Source organism: Flavobacterium sp. PMTSA4 (assembly GCF_032098525.1).
GTDB lineage: Bacteria > Bacteroidota > Bacteroidia > Flavobacteriales > Flavobacteriaceae > Flavobacterium > Flavobacterium capsici.
The window spans coordinates 2657607-2680005 of the sequence record NZ_CP134890.1 but is presented as its reverse complement, the minus strand read 5'-3'; the positions used below and the strand labels follow the sequence as shown (position 1 = coordinate 2680005).

At 30.8% G+C, this 22399-nt stretch carries 20 protein-coding genes and 1 riboswitch; of the genes, 1 reads left to right on the top strand and 19 read right to left on the bottom strand.

What is annotated here, in order from left to right; genetic code table 11:
• Position 1: 1 nt before the first annotated feature.
• The 10 genes from RN605_RS12155 to RN605_RS12110 form a co-directional block, all read right to left on the bottom strand.
• Positions 2-328, bottom strand: a complete 327-nt coding sequence (locus tag RN605_RS12155) for a nucleotide pyrophosphohydrolase (RefSeq protein ID WP_313325137.1) — start codon at positions 326-328, stop codon at positions 2-4.
• 2 nt (positions 329-330) lie between these two features.
• Positions 331-2334 (bottom strand): DUF3857 domain-containing protein, encoded by a 2004-nt coding sequence (locus tag RN605_RS12150; RefSeq protein ID WP_313325136.1) that lies wholly within the window; start codon positions 2332-2334, stop codon positions 331-333.
• A gap of 5 nt (positions 2335-2339) precedes the next feature.
• Complete coding sequence (locus RN605_RS12145; RefSeq protein ID WP_313325134.1) at positions 2340-4247, bottom strand: DUF3857 domain-containing protein; 1908 nt, start codon at positions 4245-4247, stop codon at positions 2340-2342.
• A 51-nt stretch (positions 4248-4298) separates the two neighbouring features.
• Entirely contained in the window at positions 4299-4751 is a 453-nt protein-coding gene (gene dtd, locus RN605_RS12140; RefSeq protein WP_313325132.1) for a D-aminoacyl-tRNA deacylase, read from the bottom strand.
• 3 nt (positions 4752-4754) lie between these two features.
• Positions 4755-5735 carry a ribosome small subunit-dependent GTPase A gene (gene rsgA, locus RN605_RS12135; RefSeq protein WP_313325131.1) on the bottom strand — a complete coding sequence of 327 codons (981 nt, stop codon included), beginning with the start codon at positions 5733-5735 and terminating at the stop codon, positions 4755-4757.
• A gap of 75 nt (positions 5736-5810) precedes the next feature.
• Entirely contained in the window at positions 5811-7466 is a 1656-nt protein-coding gene (locus RN605_RS12130) for a hypothetical protein (RefSeq protein WP_313325130.1), read from the bottom strand.
• A 78-nt stretch (positions 7467-7544) separates the two neighbouring features.
• The gene (locus RN605_RS12125; protein ID WP_313325128.1) at positions 7545-8627 is read right to left on the bottom strand and encodes a bifunctional 3-deoxy-7-phosphoheptulonate synthase/chorismate mutase type II; all 1083 of its coding nucleotides are present in this window, start codon (positions 8625-8627) and stop codon (positions 7545-7547) included.
• A gap of 2 nt (positions 8628-8629) precedes the next feature.
• Complete coding sequence (locus RN605_RS12120) at positions 8630-9469, bottom strand: prephenate dehydrogenase (protein WP_313325127.1); 840 nt, start codon at positions 9467-9469, stop codon at positions 8630-8632.
• Between the two features lie 10 nt (positions 9470-9479).
• Complete coding sequence (locus tag RN605_RS12115; RefSeq protein WP_313325125.1) at positions 9480-10622, bottom strand: pyridoxal phosphate-dependent aminotransferase; 1143 nt, start codon at positions 10620-10622, stop codon at positions 9480-9482.
• Complete coding sequence (locus RN605_RS12110; RefSeq protein WP_313325124.1) at positions 10619-11449, bottom strand: prephenate dehydratase; 831 nt, start codon at positions 11447-11449, stop codon at positions 10619-10621. The genes RN605_RS12115 and RN605_RS12110 overlap by 4 nt, the downstream gene beginning before the upstream one ends.
• Before the next feature lie 300 nt (positions 11450-11749).
• On the opposite strand from RN605_RS12110, the gene gldA reads away from it, so the two are divergent.
• Positions 11750-12649, top strand: a complete 900-nt coding sequence (gldA, locus tag RN605_RS12105) for a gliding motility-associated ABC transporter ATP-binding subunit GldA (RefSeq protein WP_313325123.1) — start codon at positions 11750-11752, stop codon at positions 12647-12649.
• 1 nt (position 12650) lies between these two features.
• Here the strand turns inward: gldA and RN605_RS12100 are convergent, their stop codons facing one another.
• The 9 genes from RN605_RS12100 to RN605_RS12060 form a co-directional block, all read right to left on the bottom strand.
• Positions 12651-13400 (bottom strand): GIN domain-containing protein, encoded by a 750-nt coding sequence (locus RN605_RS12100; protein WP_313325122.1) that lies wholly within the window; start codon positions 13398-13400, stop codon positions 12651-12653.
• A gap of 10 nt (positions 13401-13410) precedes the next feature.
• Complete coding sequence (locus RN605_RS12095; RefSeq protein ID WP_313325121.1) at positions 13411-14502, bottom strand: acyloxyacyl hydrolase; 1092 nt, start codon at positions 14500-14502, stop codon at positions 13411-13413.
• Positions 14503-14676: 174 nt separating this feature from the next.
• Entirely contained in the window at positions 14677-14808 is a 132-nt protein-coding gene (locus tag RN605_RS12090; protein ID WP_313325120.1) for a hypothetical protein, read from the bottom strand.
• A gap of 50 nt (positions 14809-14858) precedes the next feature.
• Positions 14859-15815 carry a methylenetetrahydrofolate reductase [NAD(P)H] gene (gene metF / locus RN605_RS12085; RefSeq protein ID WP_313325118.1) on the bottom strand — a complete coding sequence of 319 codons (957 nt, stop codon included), beginning with the start codon at positions 15813-15815 and terminating at the stop codon, positions 14859-14861.
• Position 15816: 1 nt separating this feature from the next.
• Entirely contained in the window at positions 15817-18477 is a 2661-nt protein-coding gene (metH, locus tag RN605_RS12080) for a methionine synthase (protein ID WP_313325117.1), read from the bottom strand.
• Positions 18477-19466 (bottom strand): homocysteine S-methyltransferase family protein, encoded by a 990-nt coding sequence (locus RN605_RS12075; protein ID WP_313325115.1) that lies wholly within the window; start codon positions 19464-19466, stop codon positions 18477-18479. The genes metH and RN605_RS12075 overlap by 1 nt, the downstream gene beginning before the upstream one ends.
• 56 nt (positions 19467-19522) lie before the next feature.
• A riboswitch (SAM riboswitch) is annotated at positions 19523-19625 on the bottom strand.
• Between the two features lie 127 nt (positions 19626-19752).
• Positions 19753-20853, bottom strand: a complete 1101-nt coding sequence (locus tag RN605_RS12070) for a homoserine dehydrogenase family protein (RefSeq protein ID WP_313325114.1) — start codon at positions 20851-20853, stop codon at positions 19753-19755.
• A complete protein-coding gene (locus RN605_RS12065; protein WP_313325113.1) occupies positions 20840-21838 on the bottom strand; it encodes an alpha/beta fold hydrolase in 999 nt (332 codons plus the stop codon). Before RN605_RS12065 ends, RN605_RS12070 begins: the two co-directional genes overlap by 14 nt.
• Before the next feature lie 102 nt (positions 21839-21940).
• On the bottom strand, positions 21941-22399 hold the full coding sequence (locus tag RN605_RS12060) for an OsmC family protein (RefSeq protein ID WP_313325112.1): 459 nt from the start codon (positions 22397-22399) through the stop codon (positions 21941-21943).

The window sequence follows — 22399 nt, the reverse complement described above, 5'->3', positions numbered from 1 at the left end:
ACTATTTTAGTTTTTCGTTATTATGATGTCTATCGTGATCGCGGTTTGTTTTTAAATCTAACTTTTTATCAAAAGCAGCTTGTAAGTCAACTCCTGTTTGGTTTGCAAGGCATAAAACAACAAACACAACATCAGCCAATTCTTCGCCTAAATCTTTATTTTTATCACTTTCTTTTTCTGATTGTTCACCATATCTTCGGGCAATAATTCTGGCGACTTCACCAACTTCTTCTGTCAATTGCGCCATATTTGTAAGCTCGTTAAAATAACGAACGCCATGGTTTTTTATCCATTTATCTACTTCTAGTTGTGAATTTTTTAGGTCCATAATTACATTTTTTTGAGAACTATTTTCTCTGTTTGTTTATTTACCATTTCTTTAAAAAACTCTTTCACCGCATGATACATTTCTGAACTTATTATAGCCGAATTAATATCTAAAGAATATAACAACTGTATTTGATTTCCATTATTTGAAATATTGTATTTAAAGTTTCCTAAATTATCTGGCAATCCAATGGCTTTATTTTCAGTTAACGTTTCAACTGTATATCCATCAGGTATTTTGATACTAATACTATATTTGTCTTGAGCAGGATAAACAAAATCAACTGGATAAAGTCTAACATCTTGCTTAAAAGGATTTTCGGTTAAAGCAAAATGAAAAAAAGGTGAAAAATACATTTTATCTCCAATAATTTCTACAGCATTATTTGATACAAATGAATAACTTTCTACTATTGGTTTTGACAAATCATTGTTATTTTGTACATCATAATTTTCAACTTCTAATCCTTGATATTTTTTTTCAATTTTCTCTAGTAGACTTTCCTTTGTTAATCCATTATAATTATCTCTGAATCGAAAAGCGTTATAATCAAAATATTGATCTCTTACTTTTCCTGTAACTTCTCCTGTTGCAGAAATATCAGCCATCAAATTAATAACTTCTTTAGAATTTGCTTTAGGCATTAAATCAATATGTGAAGAACTTCCATCCTTTCTAATTAATCTTCCAAACCAATTTAGATCCCTAATTGGAAGAATATTTGGCAAAGAATATTTATTTGTAGCATCTAACAATATTATTTCGTTGCCCAATTCTACTCCTGAAATAACATAATCAAATGCACTCCTTGACGGGAAAAGCGCAATTCCGTTACCTCTTGTGCTAATTAAAATTGGATTAGCTTCTATTCCTGCAAATCGTAACATCGATGTAAGCATTAAATTAATTTCTGCTACATTACCTTTCTTCTCTTGATATGCTTTTTTTACTCCATCATTACAACTGTAGCCATAGAATTCGTTCCAATTCATTTTAGATTTAACAAATGTGAAAATTGCATTTATCTTTTCATCATTTTTTGTTAATCCCGCCAAAATAGCATCAATATCTTTTTCATAATAACCTGTTTTATTGAGTTCGTTTCCAAAATCATTATTTTCATATATTTTCTTAACAACTGACTCCCAGTCTGTTAAAAAAGTTTTTACAGGCTCTCCTGGAAATTGTATTGATGATAATTCAAGTTCAACACTTGAAATGTAATTTTTAATATTATTTGTAAACTTTTCATCCTTTATTGCTGGAATATTTGTTAAAATATATTTAGATATGTTTTCAGAATATGTAAAACTGTCTGAATTAATTGATGACTTTGTATTAAATCCTGAACCAACAGATGATTTACTAGTCAACGTAATGGTTCTTGATTTTCTATCAGTAATTATTTTAGGAGTAATAAATCCTCTAAATGCTGGTTTATAGGAATAATATTCAGGAACTACCACATTAAATTCGCTATATAAAACAGGAATACTTGATTGAAACAACCATTTATCAATAGACCCAAAATTAGAGGAAATCAATGTATATTCATACTCAACAATGGAACCTTCCTTTATATTTGGCATTGATATTTTTTTTCTTCCCCAAAATTGATTTACTTTTTCATCATATTCTCCATCTGATTTCAATTTTGTTTTTTCAATTTTTCCATTAACAAGATTGTAAGTAATTTCATTTGAAAATGACAATTTTTCATTTGGATTACTGCCTATATAATAGTTTACAGCCTTATTAGCCCAATCATACCCTTCTTTTTTATAGATTTTAATTTTAGTTTTAACAGTTGTTGACATAGTAAATCCATTTCCTTGTGTGTAATCATATCTTACATCACCTTTTGAAAATAATATTGATGCAACTGCACTTGAATCAATAGGGCATACTTTTTCTTCTAGTTCTTGAACGGTTACTTTTCCTAAATCTCTGTTCTGAGCTATCGTGTTTATACAAATAAAAAGCGATAGTAGAAATACTTTTTTCATAATGGTTAGGTTTTTGAAATGATTACTTTTGAATTGTCTATTTTGGCAATGGTTTCTCTGAATTTTCTATAGTTTTCAAATTTTGAACTTTCATAAAACCCTTTTTTAATTACTAATTTTCTTTTGCAAACTAAATTGCTATTATCCGAAGAAATAAAATCAATTGTATAACTTCCAAACTCAGTTGAAAGTTCAAAATTATTTGGTTTTGCTTCTATATTAAATCCTTGAGGAAGTGATACCGAAATTTCGGCTTCATCTGTAAAACCTCTTTCTATTTCAAATGGAAGTTCTCTAGTTCTATGTTTTTTTGGAACATAAGAATTTTGACTAAAGGCATTTACAGCAAACATCAATTTTCCTCCAGTATTTTGAGCATAATTATCCGCTTCAAACTCTAAATCTTCTGAAAACTCAATAGCTTTTTCATTGTTTGAAAAATTTATTTTTTTAATTTTCAAATTATTGATGTTACTAAATTCTTCTTTATAATTCTTTATTTGATCTTCTTTACTTAATCTTTCTTTTTGAAATTCGTTATCATATTGAAGTCCAAATGAAATCATCTTTAAAGTTGCTTTCATTCCACCTTCTTCTGAAACAGAATAAGCTCCAATCGTTCGTTTTAAATTATCATTTTCATTAAACGTTCTAGTTTTAATAATTTCTCCACCTTCTGGTTTAATTATTAAAACATTTCTATCATCAGTAAAATCTCCTTGAAATCCAAAAGGTTGAATTTGACTGGTACATTCTAACCAAAGCATTTCTTTTTCTGTTGGTAATGTTAAAATCACATGATTCCCTTGAATAGATGAAATATCGTCTTTTATATTTCTTTTTTCTTTTCCTGCATAAACCACTGTATAATAGGACTCTACTTCTAATGCTTTCAATAATGAACGAGTGTAATTTGTTAAAGCTTTACAATCACCATAACCTAATTTATCTACATCTTTAGCTAACATTGGTTTCCAACCACCAATTCCAACTTGAACACTAACATAACGTGTTTTTTCTTGAACAAACTTGTAAACTATTTTCGCTATCTCAACTGGATTTTTTTCACTACCAACTAGTTGTCTAAGTTTTTGAATTGTTGGCTCAGGAATTTCCTCAGTATCTGCTAAAAGAGAATTATAATACCATTTTCCAAAATCTTTCCAGTTTGTTGCATTACCTTGAACGTTTTCCAAATTAAAATTTTCGACAGCAAAATATACCATTGGAAAAACTTTAGTAAAATTTGGTGCTAATTCTTCTCTTTTTTTTGCATTAACTAATGTTGAAATGAAAGAAATAGAATTTGAAGTTTCTTTCTTTTCAACAGGTATTTTAGTTGAGAAATTATCTTCTTTAACTTTTAATTTCAATTCGGGTTTAAAATTTATAGTAAAAAGAGTTTTTTCGGTGCTAACATAATAATTATCAACTGGACTCCAAGATGGAATAAATGCCGTGTTTGAAGTCTCAACTTGTGATTCGAAAATCATCGTAAATGGATAAGAAACAGGTGTATAATCAAGATACAAAGCTCTATTATCATTAAATATTGAAACTCCGTCTGCAACACTCACATCTCTAAAATCTTTCTTTCTAAATGATTTTAATTCTTTTCCAAAAGCATCGTAAGCAGTTGCTTCAATTTTTAAAATTTTTCTGTTTTTATCGTAATTATCAGACAGGTCTAAATTTCTTAATCCAAATTCATTTAAAACTGTTGTTACAGTCTTAGTTTGAATAATCATAGAGTTTTGTGAAGCAATTGTAACGCTGATATCACTCAATCGGATAACAGCATTTGCATTTGTTTTAAGACTATCAGGAATTTTTGAAACACTATACTCTGGTTTTTGTGAATAAAGTATATTACTAACAAGTAGTACAAATAGAAAAACAATATTTGATTTCATCTAAATTTAGTTTTTACCAAATATAAAAAAATTTAGATTTCTTTTATAATCTTATTCTTTATTTTTCGTGTCAATAATAATTGTAACTGGTCCATCGTTTACAAGACCAACTTTCATGTCTGCTCCAAACTTTCCGGTTTGAACTTTTCTTCCAATTTCCTTTTCCATTTGAGCAATAAATTTTTCATATAACGGAATGGCAATATCAGGTTTCGCAGCCTTTATATAACTTGGTCTATTTCCTTTTTTTGTTGATGCATGAAGTGTAAACTGAGAAACTATAATCATTTCACCTGAAATATCTTTAATCGATAAATTCATAACATCATTATCATCTGCAAAAACTCTAAGGTTAGCAATTTTTAACGATAACCAACTGATATCTTCTTGATTATCTAATTCCTCAAATCCAATCAAAATTAAAAGTCCTTTTTGAATATCAGCTACAACATGATTATCTATTGTAACCGAAGCCTGAGAAACTCTTTGGATTACTGCTTTCATAGTTTAAGATTCTCTAGTTTTATCGCTAGCAATTCTATCATCATTGTAAACGTCTTGACGATAATTATCATCATCGCCTTCTAATATTTTAAGATAACTATTGTAACGTGACCAAGCAATTTTATTTTCTTCTAATGCTTTTTTAACAGCGCAATGAGGTTCTTCTTTATGAAGGCAATTATTAAATTTACATTCTTCTTTCAAAGAAAAAAACTCAGGAAAATAATCGCTGATTTCTGTTGGTTCCATATCAACAATTCCAAATCCTTTAATTCCTGGTGTGTCGATTATTTTTGCATTAAATGACAAATCATACATTTCAGCAAAAGTTGTAGTATGTTGGCCTTGCTTACTTTGCTCTGAAATATCTTTGGTTTTTAGATTTAAATTAGGTTCTAATGCATTAACCAAAGTAGATTTTCCAACACCTGAATGACCAGAAAACATTGAAACTTTTCCAATCATTTCTTCCTTTAAGTTTTCAATTCCAGTATGGTTTTTAGCAGAAACTTTTAAACATTTATAACCAATTTTGGAGTAAATATATTGAAGAAACAATTGTTCATCTTTCATTTCCTCATCATAAGTGTCAATCTTATTAAAAACTAATACTGCTTCAATTCCATAAGCTTCAGCTGTAACTAAAAATCTATCTATAAAACTTGTTGTTGTTGGCGGATTATTAATCGTTATCAAAAGAAAAACGACATCAATATTGGATGCAATAATATGTGTTTGCTTCGATAAATTAACCGATTTTCTGACTATATAATTTTTTCTGTCGTGAATATTATTTATTTGACCAATAGTTTCATCAGTTGTTTCATCTAGTTGAAAATCTACGATATCACCAACTGCAATTGGATTGGTGCTTTTGATACCTTGCATTCTGAACTTGCCTTTAATACGGCATTCATAAATTTGGTTATCAATTGTTTTAACGGAATATGAACTTCCTGTAGATTTATAAACTGTTCCTGTCATGTTACAAAGATAGTACTTTGGCTGAAGATTTTTTTAAATAAAAAAGCTTCATATTACTATGAAGCTTATAATTTCTTAATCTAACAATATCATCCTTCCTAATTTATCATTTGATTTTCTTGAGGCGTAAATAATAAATTCGTTATCATTTTTTCTACAAAAGACACCTGGTCTAATTACTAATTCGTTTTTAATAACTTCTTCTGGATCTTTTCTGGTTATGTTTCCTCTCTCATCGAAAACAAACAATGTTGGAACTGCATTATTATAATTACCCATTGATTTTATTTTTTCTATATCAGTGATTCCTTTATTTTTAATGTTATCATTAAACAAAATGTTTAATTTTCCATTTCTATAAATAGGAATTACACTTAGATATTCTGGTCCTTTTCCCATCACTCCTAAAGGAATAGCTAAACCAACCGCTACATTAAAACTTCCAGAACTTGATCCAGCAAATATGTTAAAGGTAGCAACAGTGATTGAAGCGGCTTGTTCTTTTGGCACAACATTACTCCAATCTAAAGTTCCGTCAGGTTTCATACTTGTTACAATCATTTCATTCATTGTATAAGTAACTGGTTGTAATCCGAATGGTCCGATTCCTTGTTTTTGACCAACATAAACTGTTTGATATTCTGAAAGTACAATTAATCCACCGTCATTTTTTTCAATAATTGTATGAATATTATATAAAGGTTTCACGTCTTTACCTTTATTTGCTCTTCTTTCTCCTAAAAGTTTGATTTTTGTAGCTAAATCGAATTCGTTAAACACAACATTTTCTGTAGTATTCTTACTCAAATTAACTGTCATGTTATAAACTCCTTTTAACTCTTTGTTAGCTTTACCATTATCTCTAACACTTGAGAAAAAACCAGTAAGTTTTACATCATTTTTAGAAGTAGCCAACATTTTACAATTAATTATTTCTTTATCAATTACATCAATTTTCACTACCTCTTTTTTATAACTATTTGCTTTCTTGAAGATGTGCAATTCAACCTTTTCTACTTTTTCTTTTTTCTTTTTATCTCTATAACCTTCATTAACAACTAAGAAAATATCATCACTATTATTTAAATCAAAATCAGAAATTGTAAACTGATAATCTTTTTTATTGTCATCATAACTTACTTTCTCTTCTGCAGAAAAAACAGATTTTAAATTCTCATCAAACAACTTCATTTCATATTTCATAGCATCTTCTTTTTCAAATAATGCTGTATGCATAATCAACATCATTTGATCATCTGGTGATTTTTTGAAATAAAATCCGCCTCTATCTGAACTTTTAGCAACAATTGACTCAAATAAAGTAATCATGTCTTTCCCTAAAATTCCTTTTTCTGAAATAGGAATTCCAACTAATGTAAATTTCTTTTCTTTTCTATGATAAACACTTCCAATAACATATAATTTATCATTCATTATAGTTATTTCCTCAAATTCAACATCCTTATCGTTTAGTTCTGGTAAAACCAATGGATTTAAAGAAATCTGTTTCATTTTAGCTGAATCAAATATTTTTAAAAAATAATCTGATTTGCCTTTTAAAATTAAAGTATAAATTTTATTGTTCGCTTCTCCAATAATTTTTACAATTTTACCTTTATCATCAGGAATTTCCTCGCCATAAGTAAGGTCGATTTTATCAATTTTATTTTGAGCGTTTAGATTAAAACAACAAAATAAAATGAAGATAATTTTAAGTACATTTTTTTTCATTTTTTGGTTGGTTTTTATTGTGATTTAAGCCGCAATAATACGAAAAAAACTTACTGTTAATTAATTATTTGGAAAAATTTATTTGTTAATTATTTTCTCTTGATGATTAATACTTTCTTGGTGAATCGCTTTGAATAATTTTAATATAAATTCTTCACTTAAACCTTTTTCTTCGCCATCTAAAATCATTTTTCCTAATATCTCATTCCAACGTTTGTTTTGTAAAATAGCAACGTTCTTTTCTTTCTTCAAAAGACCAATTTCGTCAGCAACTTTCATTCTTTTTCCTAAAATTTCCAATAATTTAGCATCATACTCATCAATTTGAGTTCTTTTTTTATTCATATTTTTAGTAAAATCGTCTGCATTATCAGATTCTTTTCTAACTCTTAAATCTTTAAAGATGTTTTTCAAAACCGAAGGCGTTACTTGTTGAGCAGCATCACTCCAAGCATTATCGGGATCAATATGCGTTTCAATGATTAATCCATCATAGTTTAAATCAAGTGCTTGTTGTGAAACTTCCTGAATCATTTTACGATTTCCTGTAATATGTGAAGGATCACAAATTAATGGTAGATCGGGAAATTTACTCTGAAAATCGATTGCAATTTGCCACTCAGGATTGTTTCTATATTTTGTTTTTTCATACGTAGAAAAACCACGATGAATTACACCTAACTTTTTGATATTTGCTTTATACAATCGTTCAACACCACCAATCCAAAGTGCCAAATCTGGATTTACCGGATTTTTTACTAAAACAATTTTGTCAGTTCCATTTAAAGCATCTGCAATTTCCTGAACCGCAAACGGATTAACCGTAGTTCTTGCGCCAATCCACAAAACATCAATATCGTGTTCTAAAGCCAGTTTGACATGATTTGCATTAGCAACTTCAATTGCCATTAACAAACCTGTTTCAGCTTTTGCTTTTTGCAACCATTTTAATCCAATTTCTCCAACACCTTCAAAACCACCAGGACGAGTTCTTGGTTTCCAAATTCCTGCACGAAAAATAGATACATCTGAATTTTTTAATTCATTAGCGATTTTTAAAACTTGTTCTTCTGTTTCAGCACTGCATGGTCCAGCGATTACTAATGGATGATTTAAATTAAAATCATCTAACCATTTGCGCATTTGTTTATTATTTTCCATAACTATTTCAGTATTTCTTTAATTCTATTTGTATTTTTCATTTCATTAAAAACCGATTCCAAATCGTTGTTTTCAATATATTCTTTAAACTTTGTAAGATTCAAAATATATTCTTCAAGTGAATTGACTACGTGTTTTTTATTTTGATTAAAAATTGGCGTCCACATTGCTGGAGAACTTTTTGCCAAACGAACTGTACTTTCAAAACCCGAACCTGCCATATCAAAAATATCACGTTCATCTTTTTCTTTTTCAATCACTGTTTTTCCAAGCATAAACGAACTAATATGCGACAAATGCGAAACATAAGCAATATGTTTATCATGTGATTTTGCTTCCATATAACGGATTCGCATTCCTAATTTTTTGAATAGTTCTAATCCTTTTTCTTGTAATTTGAAAGCGGTTTTTTCAACTTCACAAATAATGTTTGTTTTATCTTGAAATAAATTTTCAATAGCTGCAGTTGGTCCCGAAAATTCGGTTCCAGCAATTGGATGAGTTGCCATAAAATTTCTCCTATTTAGGTGATTTTCTACAACTTCACATATTGGAAATTTGGTTGAACCAACATCTAAAACCAATGTTTTTTCAGTAACTACATCCAAAATCTTTGGCAAAATTACTAAAGCTACATCAACAGGAATAGCCAAAATCACAAAATCAGCTTCTGAAATTGTTTCAATAGTTGCTTTTTGATGAATTAAATTTAATTCAAGTGCTTTTTCAAGAAATTCTTCATTGGCATCAATTCCAAAAATAGTTACTTCTGAATATATTTTTTTTATGTCCAAAGCCATTGAACCACCAATTAACCCAACACCAATTATATATACTTTCATAAATTTTAACCTAAAATCGTTCAATTGCTTCTTTTATTTTTTCTTCAGTAACACAAAGTGAAAATCGGATATAATCTTTTCCATTACTGCCAAAAATAACTCCTGGTGTGATGAACAAATGCTTTTCATAAAGCACTTTATCTATGAATTCTTCTGCATTAATTCCTTTAGGCAATTTTGCCCAAACAAACAATCCAACCGAATTTTTATCAAAAGTACAACCTAATTTTTCAGCCAATTCAAAGATTAAATTTCTTCTTTTGTTATAAACTTCATTTTGTGATTTAAACCAATCTTCTTTTAGTTTTAAAGCTGCAATGGCGCCTTTTTGAATACCATAAAACATTCCGCTATCCATATTGCTTTTTACTTTCAAAACGGAATCAATTAATTCTTTTTTTCCACAAACCATTCCAACACGCCAACCTGCCATATTAAATGTTTTGCTTAACGAATTTAACTCTAAAGCCACGTCTTTTGAACCTTCAACCTGAAAAACCGACAACGGATTATCATTCAAAATAAAACTATATGGATTATCGTTTACAATTAAAATTTGATGCATTTTTCCAAAATCAACTAGTTTTTTAAAAAATTCCAAAGTCGCATTTGCTCCTGAAGGCATGTGCGGATAATTAACAAACATCAATTTTACTTTTGACAAATCTTGGTTCTCTAATTCTTCAAAATCAGGTTGCCAATTGTTTTCTTCTTTTAAATTGTAAAAAACTGGTTTCGCCTGAACAATTTGTGTAACCGAAGCATAGGTTGGATAACCTGGATTTGGAAGCAAAACCTCATCGCCTTGGTTTAAAAAGGCCAAAGCAATGTGCATAATTCCTTCTTTCGAACCCATCAACGGAAGAAATTCTAAATTTAAATCAGAAGTTATTCCATAATTTGAAGTATAAAAATCAGCCATTCCTTTTCGTAATTCTGGCAACCCTTGATAGCTTTGATATTCGTGTGCTTTGGCATCAAACATAGCATTTTGAATGGCTTCAATAACCGAATGATGCGGAGCCAAATCTGGACTTCCAATTCCCATATTGATAATTGGTTTGCCTTCGGCAATAAGCTGATTCACTTCTCTCAGTTTCTTAGAAAAGTAATATTCTTGAACGGTTTGTAATCTATCTGCAACTTGTATCATGATGGTCTGTTGTTTTTGTATTCGCCTAAAACTTTAAAATGATTTGCCATAATATTGATGACCGCTTTTGCTTTTTCAAAATTTTGATAATCATCAAATGTAACATCTACGAAAAAGGAATATTGCCAAGGCGTAGTTACTTTTGGCAACGATTGAATCTTGGTTAAATTCAATTTACAATCGCTCATAACATTTAATATTGCTGCCAAACTTCCATGTTTGTGTTCTAATTCGAATAAAAGTGATGCTTTGTTTATAAATTCTTTTTCAGCATTATTTATGGTTTTTGAAACCACAACAAATCGTGTCATATTATTATTAACCGTTTGAATTTGAGGCGCAATAATTTCTAAATCATATAGCTGAGCAGCTGTTTTGCTTCCAATTGCGGCAATTCCTTTCAATTTATTTTTATGAATTCGTTGCGCAGTTTCAGCGGTATCTTTGTCTTCAACTAATTTTAAACTTGGTTGCTTTTTCAAAAAATCCATACACTGCAACAAAGCCATAGGATGCGAATGTACTTCTTGAATGTCATCTATGTTTTGACCTTTTAAAACCATTAAATTTTGAACAATATCCAAATAATATTCGCCAACTATTTTCAAATTATTTTTATCAATCAACGAATAATTTGGTAAAATTGCTCCAGCTATAGAATTTTCGATAGCCATAACTGCCAATTGTGATTGGTTATTGTTCAAACTATCAACAACCGATTCAAAAGACAAACATTCATCAACTTGAACATTCTCTTGAAAATATTCTAAAGCAACTTGATGATGAAACGAACCTTTAATTCCTTGTATGGCAACTTTTTCTATCATATAATCAAAAAAAAATCCTGATTTTCATCAGGATTGTATATTTATGTTTTACTTCTATTATTTTTTCACATAACACAATAACAATCCTTCTTTTTTTCTAAAAAAGAAATAATAAAAGTTGTTATAATAGGTTACGAATTTTGTCATTTGTCTTATTGTGTTTGGCTAATGTAGGAAAATAAAGTTTATGTTTTACGAAAACATCGAAAAAAATTTAAGCAAACGTTTTCGCTATCATAAAAAAGTAAAATCTTCGTTATCCTTTGATTAATTATTACATTTGTTCCAAATAATTCAACTATGTCGATAGAAGTTCAAAATATTTCCAAAAACTATGGTACGCAAAAAGCATTAGACCAAGTTTCATTTTCGGTAAAAAAAGGTGAAATCGTTGGGTTTCTTGGTCCAAATGGCGCTGGAAAATCCACTTTGATGAAAATCTTAACTACTTACCTTTCTGCCGATGAAGGAATGGCTTCTGTTAATGGAAATAATGTTGTAGAAAATCCAAAATCAGTTCAACAATCGGTTGGTTATTTACCAGAACACAATCCTTTGTATTTGGATTTATATGTCCGTGAATATTTAGCGTTTAACGCTGATGTATATAAAATTTCAAAATCAAGAATTGAAGAAGTGATTGAACTAACTGGTTTAACTCCTGAAAGCCATAAAAAAATAGGTCAACTTTCTAAAGGTTATCGTCAACGTGTTGGATTGGCAACTGCTTTGTTACACAATCCCGAAGTATTGATTTTAGACGAACCTACTACAGGTTTAGACCCAAATCAATTGGTTGAAATTAGAAACGTTATTAAAAACGTTGGAAAAGACAAAACCGTTTTTCTTTCTACGCATATTATGCAAGAAGTTGAAGCCATTTGCGATCGTGTAATCATTATCGACAAAGGAAAAATTGTTACTGATAAACAATTAACCAAATTAGTTTCTGACGAAGCTGAACAAATTATTGAGGTTGAATTTGACAAAACCATAAACGAAGCCGTTTTATCAGCATTGCCAAATTTAAAAAGTATAAAAAACACTCAAAACAACATTTGGGAAATCACCTTTGCTACCGAAGAAGATATGCGACCAACTATTTTTGATTTTGCTCATTCTAATGGTTTAAAAACATTACAAATGAGTTTGAAAAGCAAAAACTTGGAGCAAATTTTCAGAGAGAAAACTAAAAAATAATTTAAGGATAAATAACTCTTCCTTGATAGAGTTCTTGAACATTTACAATTGGTGGTGTTGTAGTCAATCTTAAATCACCTGTGCTGTTTAAAACTCCTTCTATACTTTGAATTGGGGTTACAATCATATCGTTTGAACCACGATGAAAGACTTTAATGTTTTGTGCAATTAAATTTTGAGCTTCTATACGTCCATCTCCAAAATAAAAATCAAGTAAAGCTTCATCTGTTTGACCTGAAACATAATATCGCGATACATTATTGTTTTGAATCACCAATTGATAATTATTAACTTCAATGTGAAAATCACCAGTTCCTGCTCCTTTTTCACCATCACCTTCCTTATCTAAAGCTATCAATCTCAAAATCGGAAATGTCAAAACATTAGTTGAACTTATATTTCTATCAGATTTTGAATAAACATTTTCCAATGTTGGCGTTGTAACATGGATTTTTGTTTGACCATATTCTCTAACCCAATTGCAACTGGTATTATCTCTAAAAACCAATTGATCTCCATTTTGCTTTACTTCAATGTTGTCTATAAAATTTTCTCCAGCTTCTATCTCCACTTTATAAATTGGTCCTTCAGTAATTAGAACCTCAATTCCACGATAAATCTTCAAATTTTTAAACGCCTCAACAGGTATTTCTTTAAAAACTGTCGGTCCAGAACTTTCAATACATTCGCCTGGTTTTTCACAAGAATTGAAAATAACTACTAAAAGAAATATTGATACTATTTTTTTCATGCTTCCTGTTTTAAATTCTGTAACCAATTCCAAATTCCAATGCTTCAGCTAAAAACATATGCGTTTTTATCGTAAATCCACCAAAAACTTTATCGCTAAAATAATATTTCATCCCTACTCTATCATAAACTGCAATATCTTTCTTGAATGGCTGATACACATAATAACCCAATTGCGCTTCGAGAGAAATTTTATTAATCAATAATTCATGCCCAACAAAAACACCAATTCGCTTATAATCCGTGTTTGGGTCAAGATTCATTTCAGGATAGCCAATCGAGAAGTAACGAATATATTCTTTCATCGACTGGGTTAAGAAAATTTCAGTTCCCAGTTGCAAAGCCGATTTTCTGTTGATTCGCTTATCCGCATAAAAACCAATATGATAAAAAGGATATTGTCCACTGCCAATAATAGGACTTTCATTAACACCAGTTCTAAATACAAAATTATATCGAATAGGCTCTTTGTATGATTTTTTTACCGTTGTAGTATCAACTTGTCGAACAAAATCTTTCTCAAAATTATAATTCACACCAACATTCAACAAATAAGTATTAATTCCGCTGTTAGGCGATTTTACCCTTCCATTCGAATAATGCGTAAAAAGAAGCCCAGCATGAAAACCTATTTTCCCACCAAAAAGATGCTGATTATCATAACTCAACCCAAAGTTGGTATTATCCATAATTCTACTCCCAAAAGCCTTATTCTTGCTATTATTCACCTTGTCATACGGATTTGTAGTCACCGCTACACCTTGCGAAATCTTAAATTGTAATTTACGATTAAGAAAGTAAAAATTATACATCGCACCAACAGCATAATTTTTCCCCAAAGGTTCACTTTGAAAATCTTGATACAAAAAATAACCCCCAAAATCCGGGTAATTATACGCTCTATGCCACTCTTTTGAACCATTAGTTTTCTGCAAAAAACTCACCAAAACACCATCAGGATGACCATTTACCAAATGATACATATCCTCAGTATGCGGCAAAGTATTACCTCTCAAAAACGAAACATCTAAAGAATAAGAAGTGTTTTTCTGAGAAAACCCCACTATTCCACAAAGAAAAATAAACAAATAAAATTGTCGCATCCCAAAAATTTAAGCATCGCAAATATAACAGAATATTTTAAGGAGCAATCCGCTTGGGCAATATAATAATCCCTTTTCCTGCTGTCCGCGCTACACGGTAGCTTGCTTCCATCAGGGCTAATTAGTAAACGCCTTGTTCAAAAAAATAAAGTATCACAGAATATTTACAGAGTATCACAATCCATCTACATCGTCTCTCAATCCATCTATATCGTCACTCAAAGTATCTACATCGTCTCCAAAACAATCTATAAAGTAACTCAAAGCATCTATAAAGTATCCTAAAACAACAACATCGTAACGCAAAGCATATACATCAAAACCTGTTCAATCTATACAGTCTCGCAATCTAACTACTAAAAGATTTCCTTAGCAATTGCTTTAATATTGTCCGCTTTACCCATCGAGTAATAATGCAAACACGGAATTCCAGCTTCTATCAACTCTTTGCTTTGTTCAATACACCATTCAATCCCAATTTGTTTCACCGCATCATTATCTTTTGCTTTCACCACTGCCATAATCAAATCATCTGGCAAATCAACCTTAAACCGATGCGGAATCAAATTCAATTGTTTCTTAGTTGCAATAGGTTTCAATCCCGGAATAATAGGAATAGTAATCCCCGATTTTCTACATTTATCTACAAAATCAAAGAATTTTTTATTGTCAAAAAACATTTGAGTAATAATATAATCGGCACCATTTTTTATCTTTTGTTTCAAAAAATGAATGTCGCTATCCATGCTCGGAGCTTCCATATGTTTTTCAGGATAACCAGCAATTCCAATACAAAAATTAGTTTCCGCCGAGTTTTTTAAATCTTCATCCAAATAAATTCCTTTATTCAAATTAGAAATTTGCAACACCAAATCGGATGCAAATTCGTTTCCTTCTTTTTCGGGTTTAAAATACGTTTCATTTTTCAATGCATCTCCTCTAAGCGCAACAACATTATCAATTCCAAGAAAATCCAAATCAATTAATAAATTCTCAGTGTCTTCTTTAGTAAAACCACCACACAAAATATGCGGAATAGCATCTACATCATATTTGTTTTGAATTCCAGCACAAATACCAACCGTTCCCGGACGTTTTTTTACAATCTTTTTTTGCAACAAACCGTTTGGCAATTCTTTAAATTCATATTCTTCTCGATGATAAGTTACATCAATAAATGGCGGCTTAAACTCCATCAACGGATCAATACCATCAAAAATAGATTGAATGTTTTGTCCTTTTAACGGCGGCAATATTTCAAAGGAAAACAATGGTTTTCCGTTAGCATTTTCTATGTGTTGAGTTACTTTCATATTAGTCGGCAATATTTGGGTTAAGCCATTTTGTAGCTTCTTCTATACTTATATTTCTTCTTTTAGCGTAATCTTCTACTTGGTCCATTTTTATTTTCCCTAGTCCAAAATATTTACTTTGTGGATTAGCAAAATAATATCCCGAAACGGATGATGCAGGCCACATGGCCATGCTTTCGGTTAGTTTTACACCAATTTCTTCTTCCGCATTTAATAATTTCCAAATGGTAGGTTTCTCCAAATGGTCAGGACATGCAGGATAACCAGGCGCAGGACGAATTCCTTTGTAATTTTCTTTGATTAATTCTTCGTTTGAAAGATTTTCATCCGAATCATAACCCCAAATTTCTTTTCTAACTTTTAGATGCAAATATTCAGCAAAAGCTTCAGCTAATCTATCACCAAGTGCTTGAATTAAAATGGAATTATAATCATCCAATTCTTTTCTGTATTCAGCTGCCTTTTCCTCAACTCCAAATCCTGTCGAAACACAAAAACAACCTATGTAATCTTGAATTCCTGAATCTTTGGGAGCAATAAAATCCGCTAACGCAATATTTGGCGCGCCAACTGTTTTTTGTGATTGCTGACGAAGAGTCAAGAATTTTGAGTTCTGATTAATGAGTTCTATATCGTCATCATTAACAGTATTTGCTGGAAAAATACCTAGAATCCCTTTTGCTTCGAACCATTTTTCATCAACTATCTGATTCAACAATTTTTCCGCATCTGCAAATAGATTAGTAGCTTGTTCGCCCACAATTTCATCGGTTAGAATAGCAGGATATTTTCCGTGTAATTCCCAAGACTGAAAAAAGGGTGTCCAATCTATAAAATCAATCAATTCCGAAAGTTCAACATCAATAGTTTTTGTCCCAATAAAATTTGGCTTTACTGGATTATAATTTTCCCAATCCAATTTTAATTTGTTTTTACGAGCTTCTTCAATTGATAAATAATTCTTTTCGCGACTTCTATTCAAAAATTGTTCTCTTAGCGTATCGTATTCTTCTCTTATATTCTTCGAATATTTATCTTTTGTTTCTACTTGAAGTAAATTACTCGCAACGGTAACAGCACGCGAAGCATCATTGACATGAACCACTGAAGCAGCATATTCAGGGGCAATTTTTACCGCAGTATGCGCACGAGATGTTGTTGCACCACCAATCATTACTGGGATTTTGATATTCAGTTTATCTAATTCTTTTGCCAAATAAACCATTTCATCAAGCGAAGGTGTAATCAAACCACTTAAACCTATAATATCAACATTATGTTCAACCGCTGCAGCAATTATTTTTTCTGGCGGAACCATAACTCCTAAATCAATAATTTCAAAGTTATTACAAGCCAATACCACTGATACAATATTTTTACCAATATCATGAACATCACCTTTTACGGTTGCCATCAACACTTTTCCTGCAGAAGAAGATTTTCCGTCTTTTTGAGCTTCAATAAATGGTAACAAATATGCTACTGCTTTTTTCATCACACGAGCCGATTTCACTACTTGTGGCAAAAACATTTTTCCTGAACCAAACAAATCACCGACTACATTCATTCCATTCATCAGATGATTTTCGATAACTTCTATAGGTCGAGCAACCTGTTGTCTCGCTTCTTCTACATCAATTTCGATGAATTCATCAATTCCTTTTACTAACGAATGCGTTAAACGAGATTGTACATCTTCATTTCTCCATTCCGCAATAGCTTTTTCATTTGACTTAAAATCACCTTTAAAACTTTCTGCTAAATCTAGTAATCGTTCTGTTGCATCTTCTCTTCTATTTAGCAAAACATCTTCCACATGTTCGAGTAAGTTTTTATCAATTTCATCATAAATCTCCAACATTTCAGGGTTTACAATTCCCATTGTCATACCATTTTGAATGGCATGATATAAAAATGCAGAATGCATTGCTTCACGCACTTTGTCGTTGCCACGAAAAGAGAATGAAACATTGCTCACACCACCAGAAACATGTGCATAAGGTAAATTTTCTCGAATCCATTTGGTTGCTCTGAAAAAATCCAAGGCGTTTAATTTATGTTCATCCATTCCAGTTGCAACCGGAAAAATATTAGGATCAAAAATGATATCTTCGGCTGGAAAATGAACTTCATTTACCAAAATATCATAACTTCTTTTGCAAATTTCGATGCGTCTTTCATAAGTATCCGCTTGACCATTTTCGTCAAAAGCCATAACAATTACTGCTGCACCATAGCGTTTGATTAATTTTGCATGATGAATGAAAGCTTCTTTTCCTTCTTTTAAAGAAATAGAATTTACAACTCCTTTTCCTTGGATGACTTTTAAACCCGCTTCAATAATTTCCCATTTAGAGCTATCAATCATCACCGGAACACGAGCAATATCTGGTTCAGCAGCTATCAGATTTAAGAATTTAGTCATTGCTTCTACTCCATCAAGCATTCCTTCGTCCATATTTACATCAATAATTTGCGCGCCACCTTCAACTTGATTTCTTGCAATATCCAATGCTTCTTCAAATTTTTCTTCTTTGATTAAACGAAGAAATTTTCGCGAACCTGTTACATTGGTTCTTTCACCAACATTTACAAAATTGGTTTCAGGAGTTATTATTAAAGGTTCAAGACCTGATAATTTTAAGTATTTTGCTTGCGCCATTATATCGTTTCTAAAATTTGTCTTGGTTTAAAATCTTTTGCAACTTCAGCAATTTCTTTAATGTGTTCTGGAGTTGTTCCACAACAACCGCCAATAATATTTATTAAATTATCTTGAAGGTATTCTTTAACCAATGCCTGCATTTCTTCAGGAGTTTGATCATACTGACCAAAAGCATTAGGTAAACCTGCATTTGGATGCACCGAAATATTGAGTTGTGTATTCATTGCCAATCGCTTTAAATACGGTTTCAATTGGTCGGCACCTAAAGCACAATTAAATCCGATACTCAACAACGGAATATGTGAAATCGAAATTAAGAAAGCTTCAACCGTTTGTCCAGAAAGTGTTCTTCCTGAAGCATCCGTGATTGTTCCTGAAACCATTACCGGGACATCAATATTTCGTTCTTCTTTTACTTCTTCAATAGCAAAAAGTGCTGCTTTTGCATTTAATGTATCGAAAATGGTTTCTACCAATAAAACATCACATCCGCCATCAATTAAAGCTTCAATTTGCTGTTTGTATGCAATTCGTAAATCATCAAAAGTTACAGCACGAAATCCAGGATCATTAACATCTGGCGACATAGAAGCTGTTCTGTTTGTTGGTCCAATGGAACCAGCCACAAAACGTGGTCTATCTGTAAATTCATCGGCAACTTCTCGAGCAATTTTTGCTGATTGAAAATTTAGTTCATACACTAAATCTTCCATATGATAATCGGCCATACCTATAGTTGTTCCTGAAAAAGTATTGGTTTCAACAATATCTGCACCTGCTTGAAAATACAGGCGATGCACTTGCTTTACAGCTTCAGGTTGTGTAATGGAAAGCAAATCATTATTTCCTTTTAATGGATGTGGAAAATCTTTGAATCTTTCGCCTCTAAAATCCTCTTCTGAGAAATTATTACGTTGCAGCATAGTTCCCATTGCTCCGTCGAGAACGAGTATTCTTTCTTGAATTGCTTCTTGAATTTTTGACATTTTTCTAATAACGTTTTATAAATTAATTGTTATCAGAAACTGGAAAGTATTTCTTCGGGTTATCTGTTTCGCCAAGGCGAATAGAATGTAGCACCTTCTACAAGTGTAGGGTTGCTAAGCTTTCATAGAGTCTAATCTCTCCAGCTTTCGTGATAACAATCATTATGTTTATGAACGGTGCAAAGTAAAGGCATAGAATTTTAATTTGCAACAGTTTTAGAAAATAAAAACCCTACAACGATATAGTTCGTCTTAGGGTTTTCGTAGTCAAGGGTTAGTTAAAATTTTAAGCCCAAACAGCTTCTTGAATTTTTATTTTCTCAGCAATTTTTAAAACATCGGTTAAAACTCCACGTGCTGTAACTTTTCTTCCAGCTCCAGCGCCTTGAATTACAATGGGAATTTCACCATAAGATTCAGTATAAATTTCTATCAAATTATCTGCTCCTTTCAGTTGACCGATTGGTGAGCTTTTTGGAATTGAAACCAATTTGACTTCCAAAATATTTTTTTTCACATCAAAATCTCCAACATATTTTAAAACGTGGTTTTCTTCTTGAGCAACTTTTGCAATATGAAACGGTTTATCAAATAATTGCTTATTCACTGAATACTCTGCTTTTGAATGGGTTTCATTCAAGTTAGGCAGTAAAAGAGATGAAACTCTAACATCAGAAAGTTCGAATTCTTTCCCTATTTCTCTAGCTAAAATAAGTAGTTTTCGAGCAACATCTTTTCCAGCTAAATCTTCACGAGAATCGGGTTCTGTTAATCCATTTTTTTCGGCAGCATCAAGAATTTTAGAAAAAGAAGTATCTTCATTAGAAAATCTATTGAAAATATAACTCAAAGAACCCGAAAAAACACCTCTTATTTTAGTTATTTTCTCACCTGAAAAATGCAAATCATTTATCGTTTGAATTACTGGCAAACCTGCTCCAACATTGGTTTCATACAAAAATGATTTATCAAACTTTTTGAGATTTCTTCTCAATTCATTGTAAAAATCAAAATGCAAAGTATTTGCTTTTTTATTAGCCGCTACAATGTTAAAACCATTTTGAATTAAAGGAATATAATTTTTAACAAAATCATTGCTAGCTGTCGCATCAACTGCAATTAAATTTTCTAATTGTTGTTCTTGAATGTATTCAATTATATCTTCAATTTTAAAAGGAATGGCAGCGTTAACAAAATTAGCTTCCCATTGATTTTTAATTCCATCTTTTTCAAAAAAAGCTAAAGTTGAATTGGTTATTATTGGAAATCTAAGTTCTATGTTTCTCTTTTCAAGAAAAAATTTTTGACTCTCAAGAACTTGATTAATCAAAGTGCTACCAACGTTTCCAATACCAAAAAGTATTATATTTATTTTAAGTGGTGACATAAATTTGTTTTGTTTTTTTATAAAAAATAGGTTCTAAAATTTCGACTAATTGTTCAAACTCAATCAGAAAAGCATCATGTCCATGAACAGATTTTATTTCATGATAGTAAACATTATTATTATTTTTCAATTGAAAATAAGTTTCACGGTTTTCATCGGCAATAAAAAAATAATCTGAATCGACAGAAACGATATGAATATTTGCTTTTATATTTTTAGATAATTCCAAAAAACTATTTCTATTGCGAGTAATATCATTAGTTTTCAATAAGTGATTCATCAATTTATAAGCCGACAATTGAAATCGATTTTTGAGTTTTATTCCATGGTTTTGAAGCCAGTTTTCTATTTGATATTTTGAAAAATTATCTGTTTTCTGTCTCAAAAAACGCTGATTAATAGATTGCGGCGTTCTATATAAAAGCATGGCATGAAGTCGAGCATCCATAATTGGATTTTTTGAATTATTTAGAATTTGGTCTTGAATCAAAACATTTGCTATAACCCAATCTGTAGCCTTCCAATCTGTAGCTATCGGTATAAGATTTTGAATTTTTTCAGGTTGAATAACAGTCATTTCCCATGCAATTGCACCACCAAGACTTCCACCAATTAAACTAAAAACATCTTTTATGTTTAAAAAAAATAAACCTTCCCAAAAAATGTTTGCCACATCTCTAATTGTAAAATCTTGATAATTTGAAATTAAATTTTTATCAATACCATCAAAACCATTTCCAGGTATGTTAAATGCAATAACTGTGAATCGATTAGTGTTAATCGTTTTATTTTCACCAATTAAATCATTCCACCAACCATTTTCTCCTGAAACATTTGAATTTCCTGTTAATGCATGATTTACAACAACTACTGGCGCATCTCCAATTGGCTGCCCAAAAACTTGGTAAAACAATGGAATATAAACAGATTGTTTTCCGTTTTCTAATTCAAAATTATACAAGTCTATTTTTTCTAATTTTTTCATTTTGCATCTTTTTTTTGGAAGTTTTTTTAAAAAAACTGCCTTCAACTTCACAATTGAAGACAGTTCGAACAAACAAAAAACATAACCAATGTTTTATATAAATTATGCAGCATCAATAGCCTGAAATTCTTTGAATAAAGTTACATGAACTGGTGTTTTGTTGATTAAATTATCATGTACTGGACAACGTTTTTCCAATTCTATCAACCATTCTTTCAATTCCTCTAATGTTGCATCTGCAGTAGGTTTTACAATCACTTCAATAGAACTGAAACCTGCTCTTTCATTGCTTATTTTTCCCTGATATTTATCTAAACTCAAGGTTCCAGTAATTTCTACTTGAATTGATTTTAAAGTTATTCCTTGCTCTTTTGCAACTAATTTCCCAACAGCATTTATGCAACCTGCATAACCTGCCAAAATATATTCTATTGGACTTGGACCTTCCAATTCTGGAAATTGATCATTTTTACTAATTCTAACATCAAAGTTTTGTGCTTTGACAACAAACTGATTATTACCTTTTGCGTAACCTAAAACATTTACAATTTTTGTGCTCAT

Coding starts and splice junctions, on each gene's coding strand:
- RN605_RS12070 (WP_313325114.1), bottom strand. CDS start 20,853: ATGTCACCACTTAAAATAAATATAATACTTTTTGGTATTGGAAACGTT.
- RN605_RS12155 (WP_313325137.1), bottom strand. CDS start 328: ATGGACCTAAAAAATTCACAACTAGAAGTAGATAAATGGATAAAAAAC.
- rsgA (WP_313325131.1), bottom strand. CDS start 5,735: ATGACAGGAACAGTTTATAAATCTACAGGAAGTTCATATTCCGTTAAA.
- RN605_RS12130 (WP_313325130.1), bottom strand. CDS start 7,466: ATGAAAAAAAATGTACTTAAAATTATCTTCATTTTATTTTGTTGTTTT.
- RN605_RS12120 (WP_313325127.1), bottom strand. CDS start 9,469: ATGAAAGTATATATAATTGGTGTTGGGTTAATTGGTGGTTCAATGGCT.
- RN605_RS12060 (WP_313325112.1), bottom strand. CDS start 22,399: ATGAGCACAAAAATTGTAAATGTTTTAGGTTACGCAAAAGGTAATAAT.
- RN605_RS12110 (WP_313325124.1), bottom strand. CDS start 11,449: ATGATAGAAAAAGTTGCCATACAAGGAATTAAAGGTTCGTTTCATCAT.
- gldA (WP_313325123.1), top strand. CDS start 11,750: ATGTCGATAGAAGTTCAAAATATTTCCAAAAACTATGGTACGCAAAAA.
- RN605_RS12115 (WP_313325125.1), bottom strand. CDS start 10,622: ATGATACAAGTTGCAGATAGATTACAAACCGTTCAAGAATATTACTTT.
- dtd (WP_313325132.1), bottom strand. CDS start 4,751: ATGAAAGCAGTAATCCAAAGAGTTTCTCAGGCTTCGGTTACAATAGAT.
- RN605_RS12065 (WP_313325113.1), bottom strand. CDS start 21,838: ATGAAAAAATTAGAAAAAATAGACTTGTATAATTTTGAATTAGAAAAC.
- RN605_RS12095 (WP_313325121.1), bottom strand. CDS start 14,502: ATGCGACAATTTTATTTGTTTATTTTTCTTTGTGGAATAGTGGGGTTT.
- RN605_RS12145 (WP_313325134.1), bottom strand. CDS start 4,247: ATGAAATCAAATATTGTTTTTCTATTTGTACTACTTGTTAGTAATATA.
- RN605_RS12100 (WP_313325122.1), bottom strand. CDS start 13,400: ATGAAAAAAATAGTATCAATATTTCTTTTAGTAGTTATTTTCAATTCT.
- metH (WP_313325117.1), bottom strand. CDS start 18,477: ATGGCGCAAGCAAAATACTTAAAATTATCAGGTCTTGAACCTTTAATA.
- RN605_RS12150 (WP_313325136.1), bottom strand. CDS start 2,334: ATGAAAAAAGTATTTCTACTATCGCTTTTTATTTGTATAAACACGATA.
- RN605_RS12125 (WP_313325128.1), bottom strand. CDS start 8,627: ATGGAAAATAATAAACAAATGCGCAAATGGTTAGATGATTTTAATTTA.
- metF (WP_313325118.1), bottom strand. CDS start 15,815: ATGAAAGTAACTCAACACATAGAAAATGCTAACGGAAAACCATTGTTT.
- RN605_RS12075 (WP_313325115.1), bottom strand. CDS start 19,466: ATGTCAAAAATTCAAGAAGCAATTCAAGAAAGAATACTCGTTCTCGAC.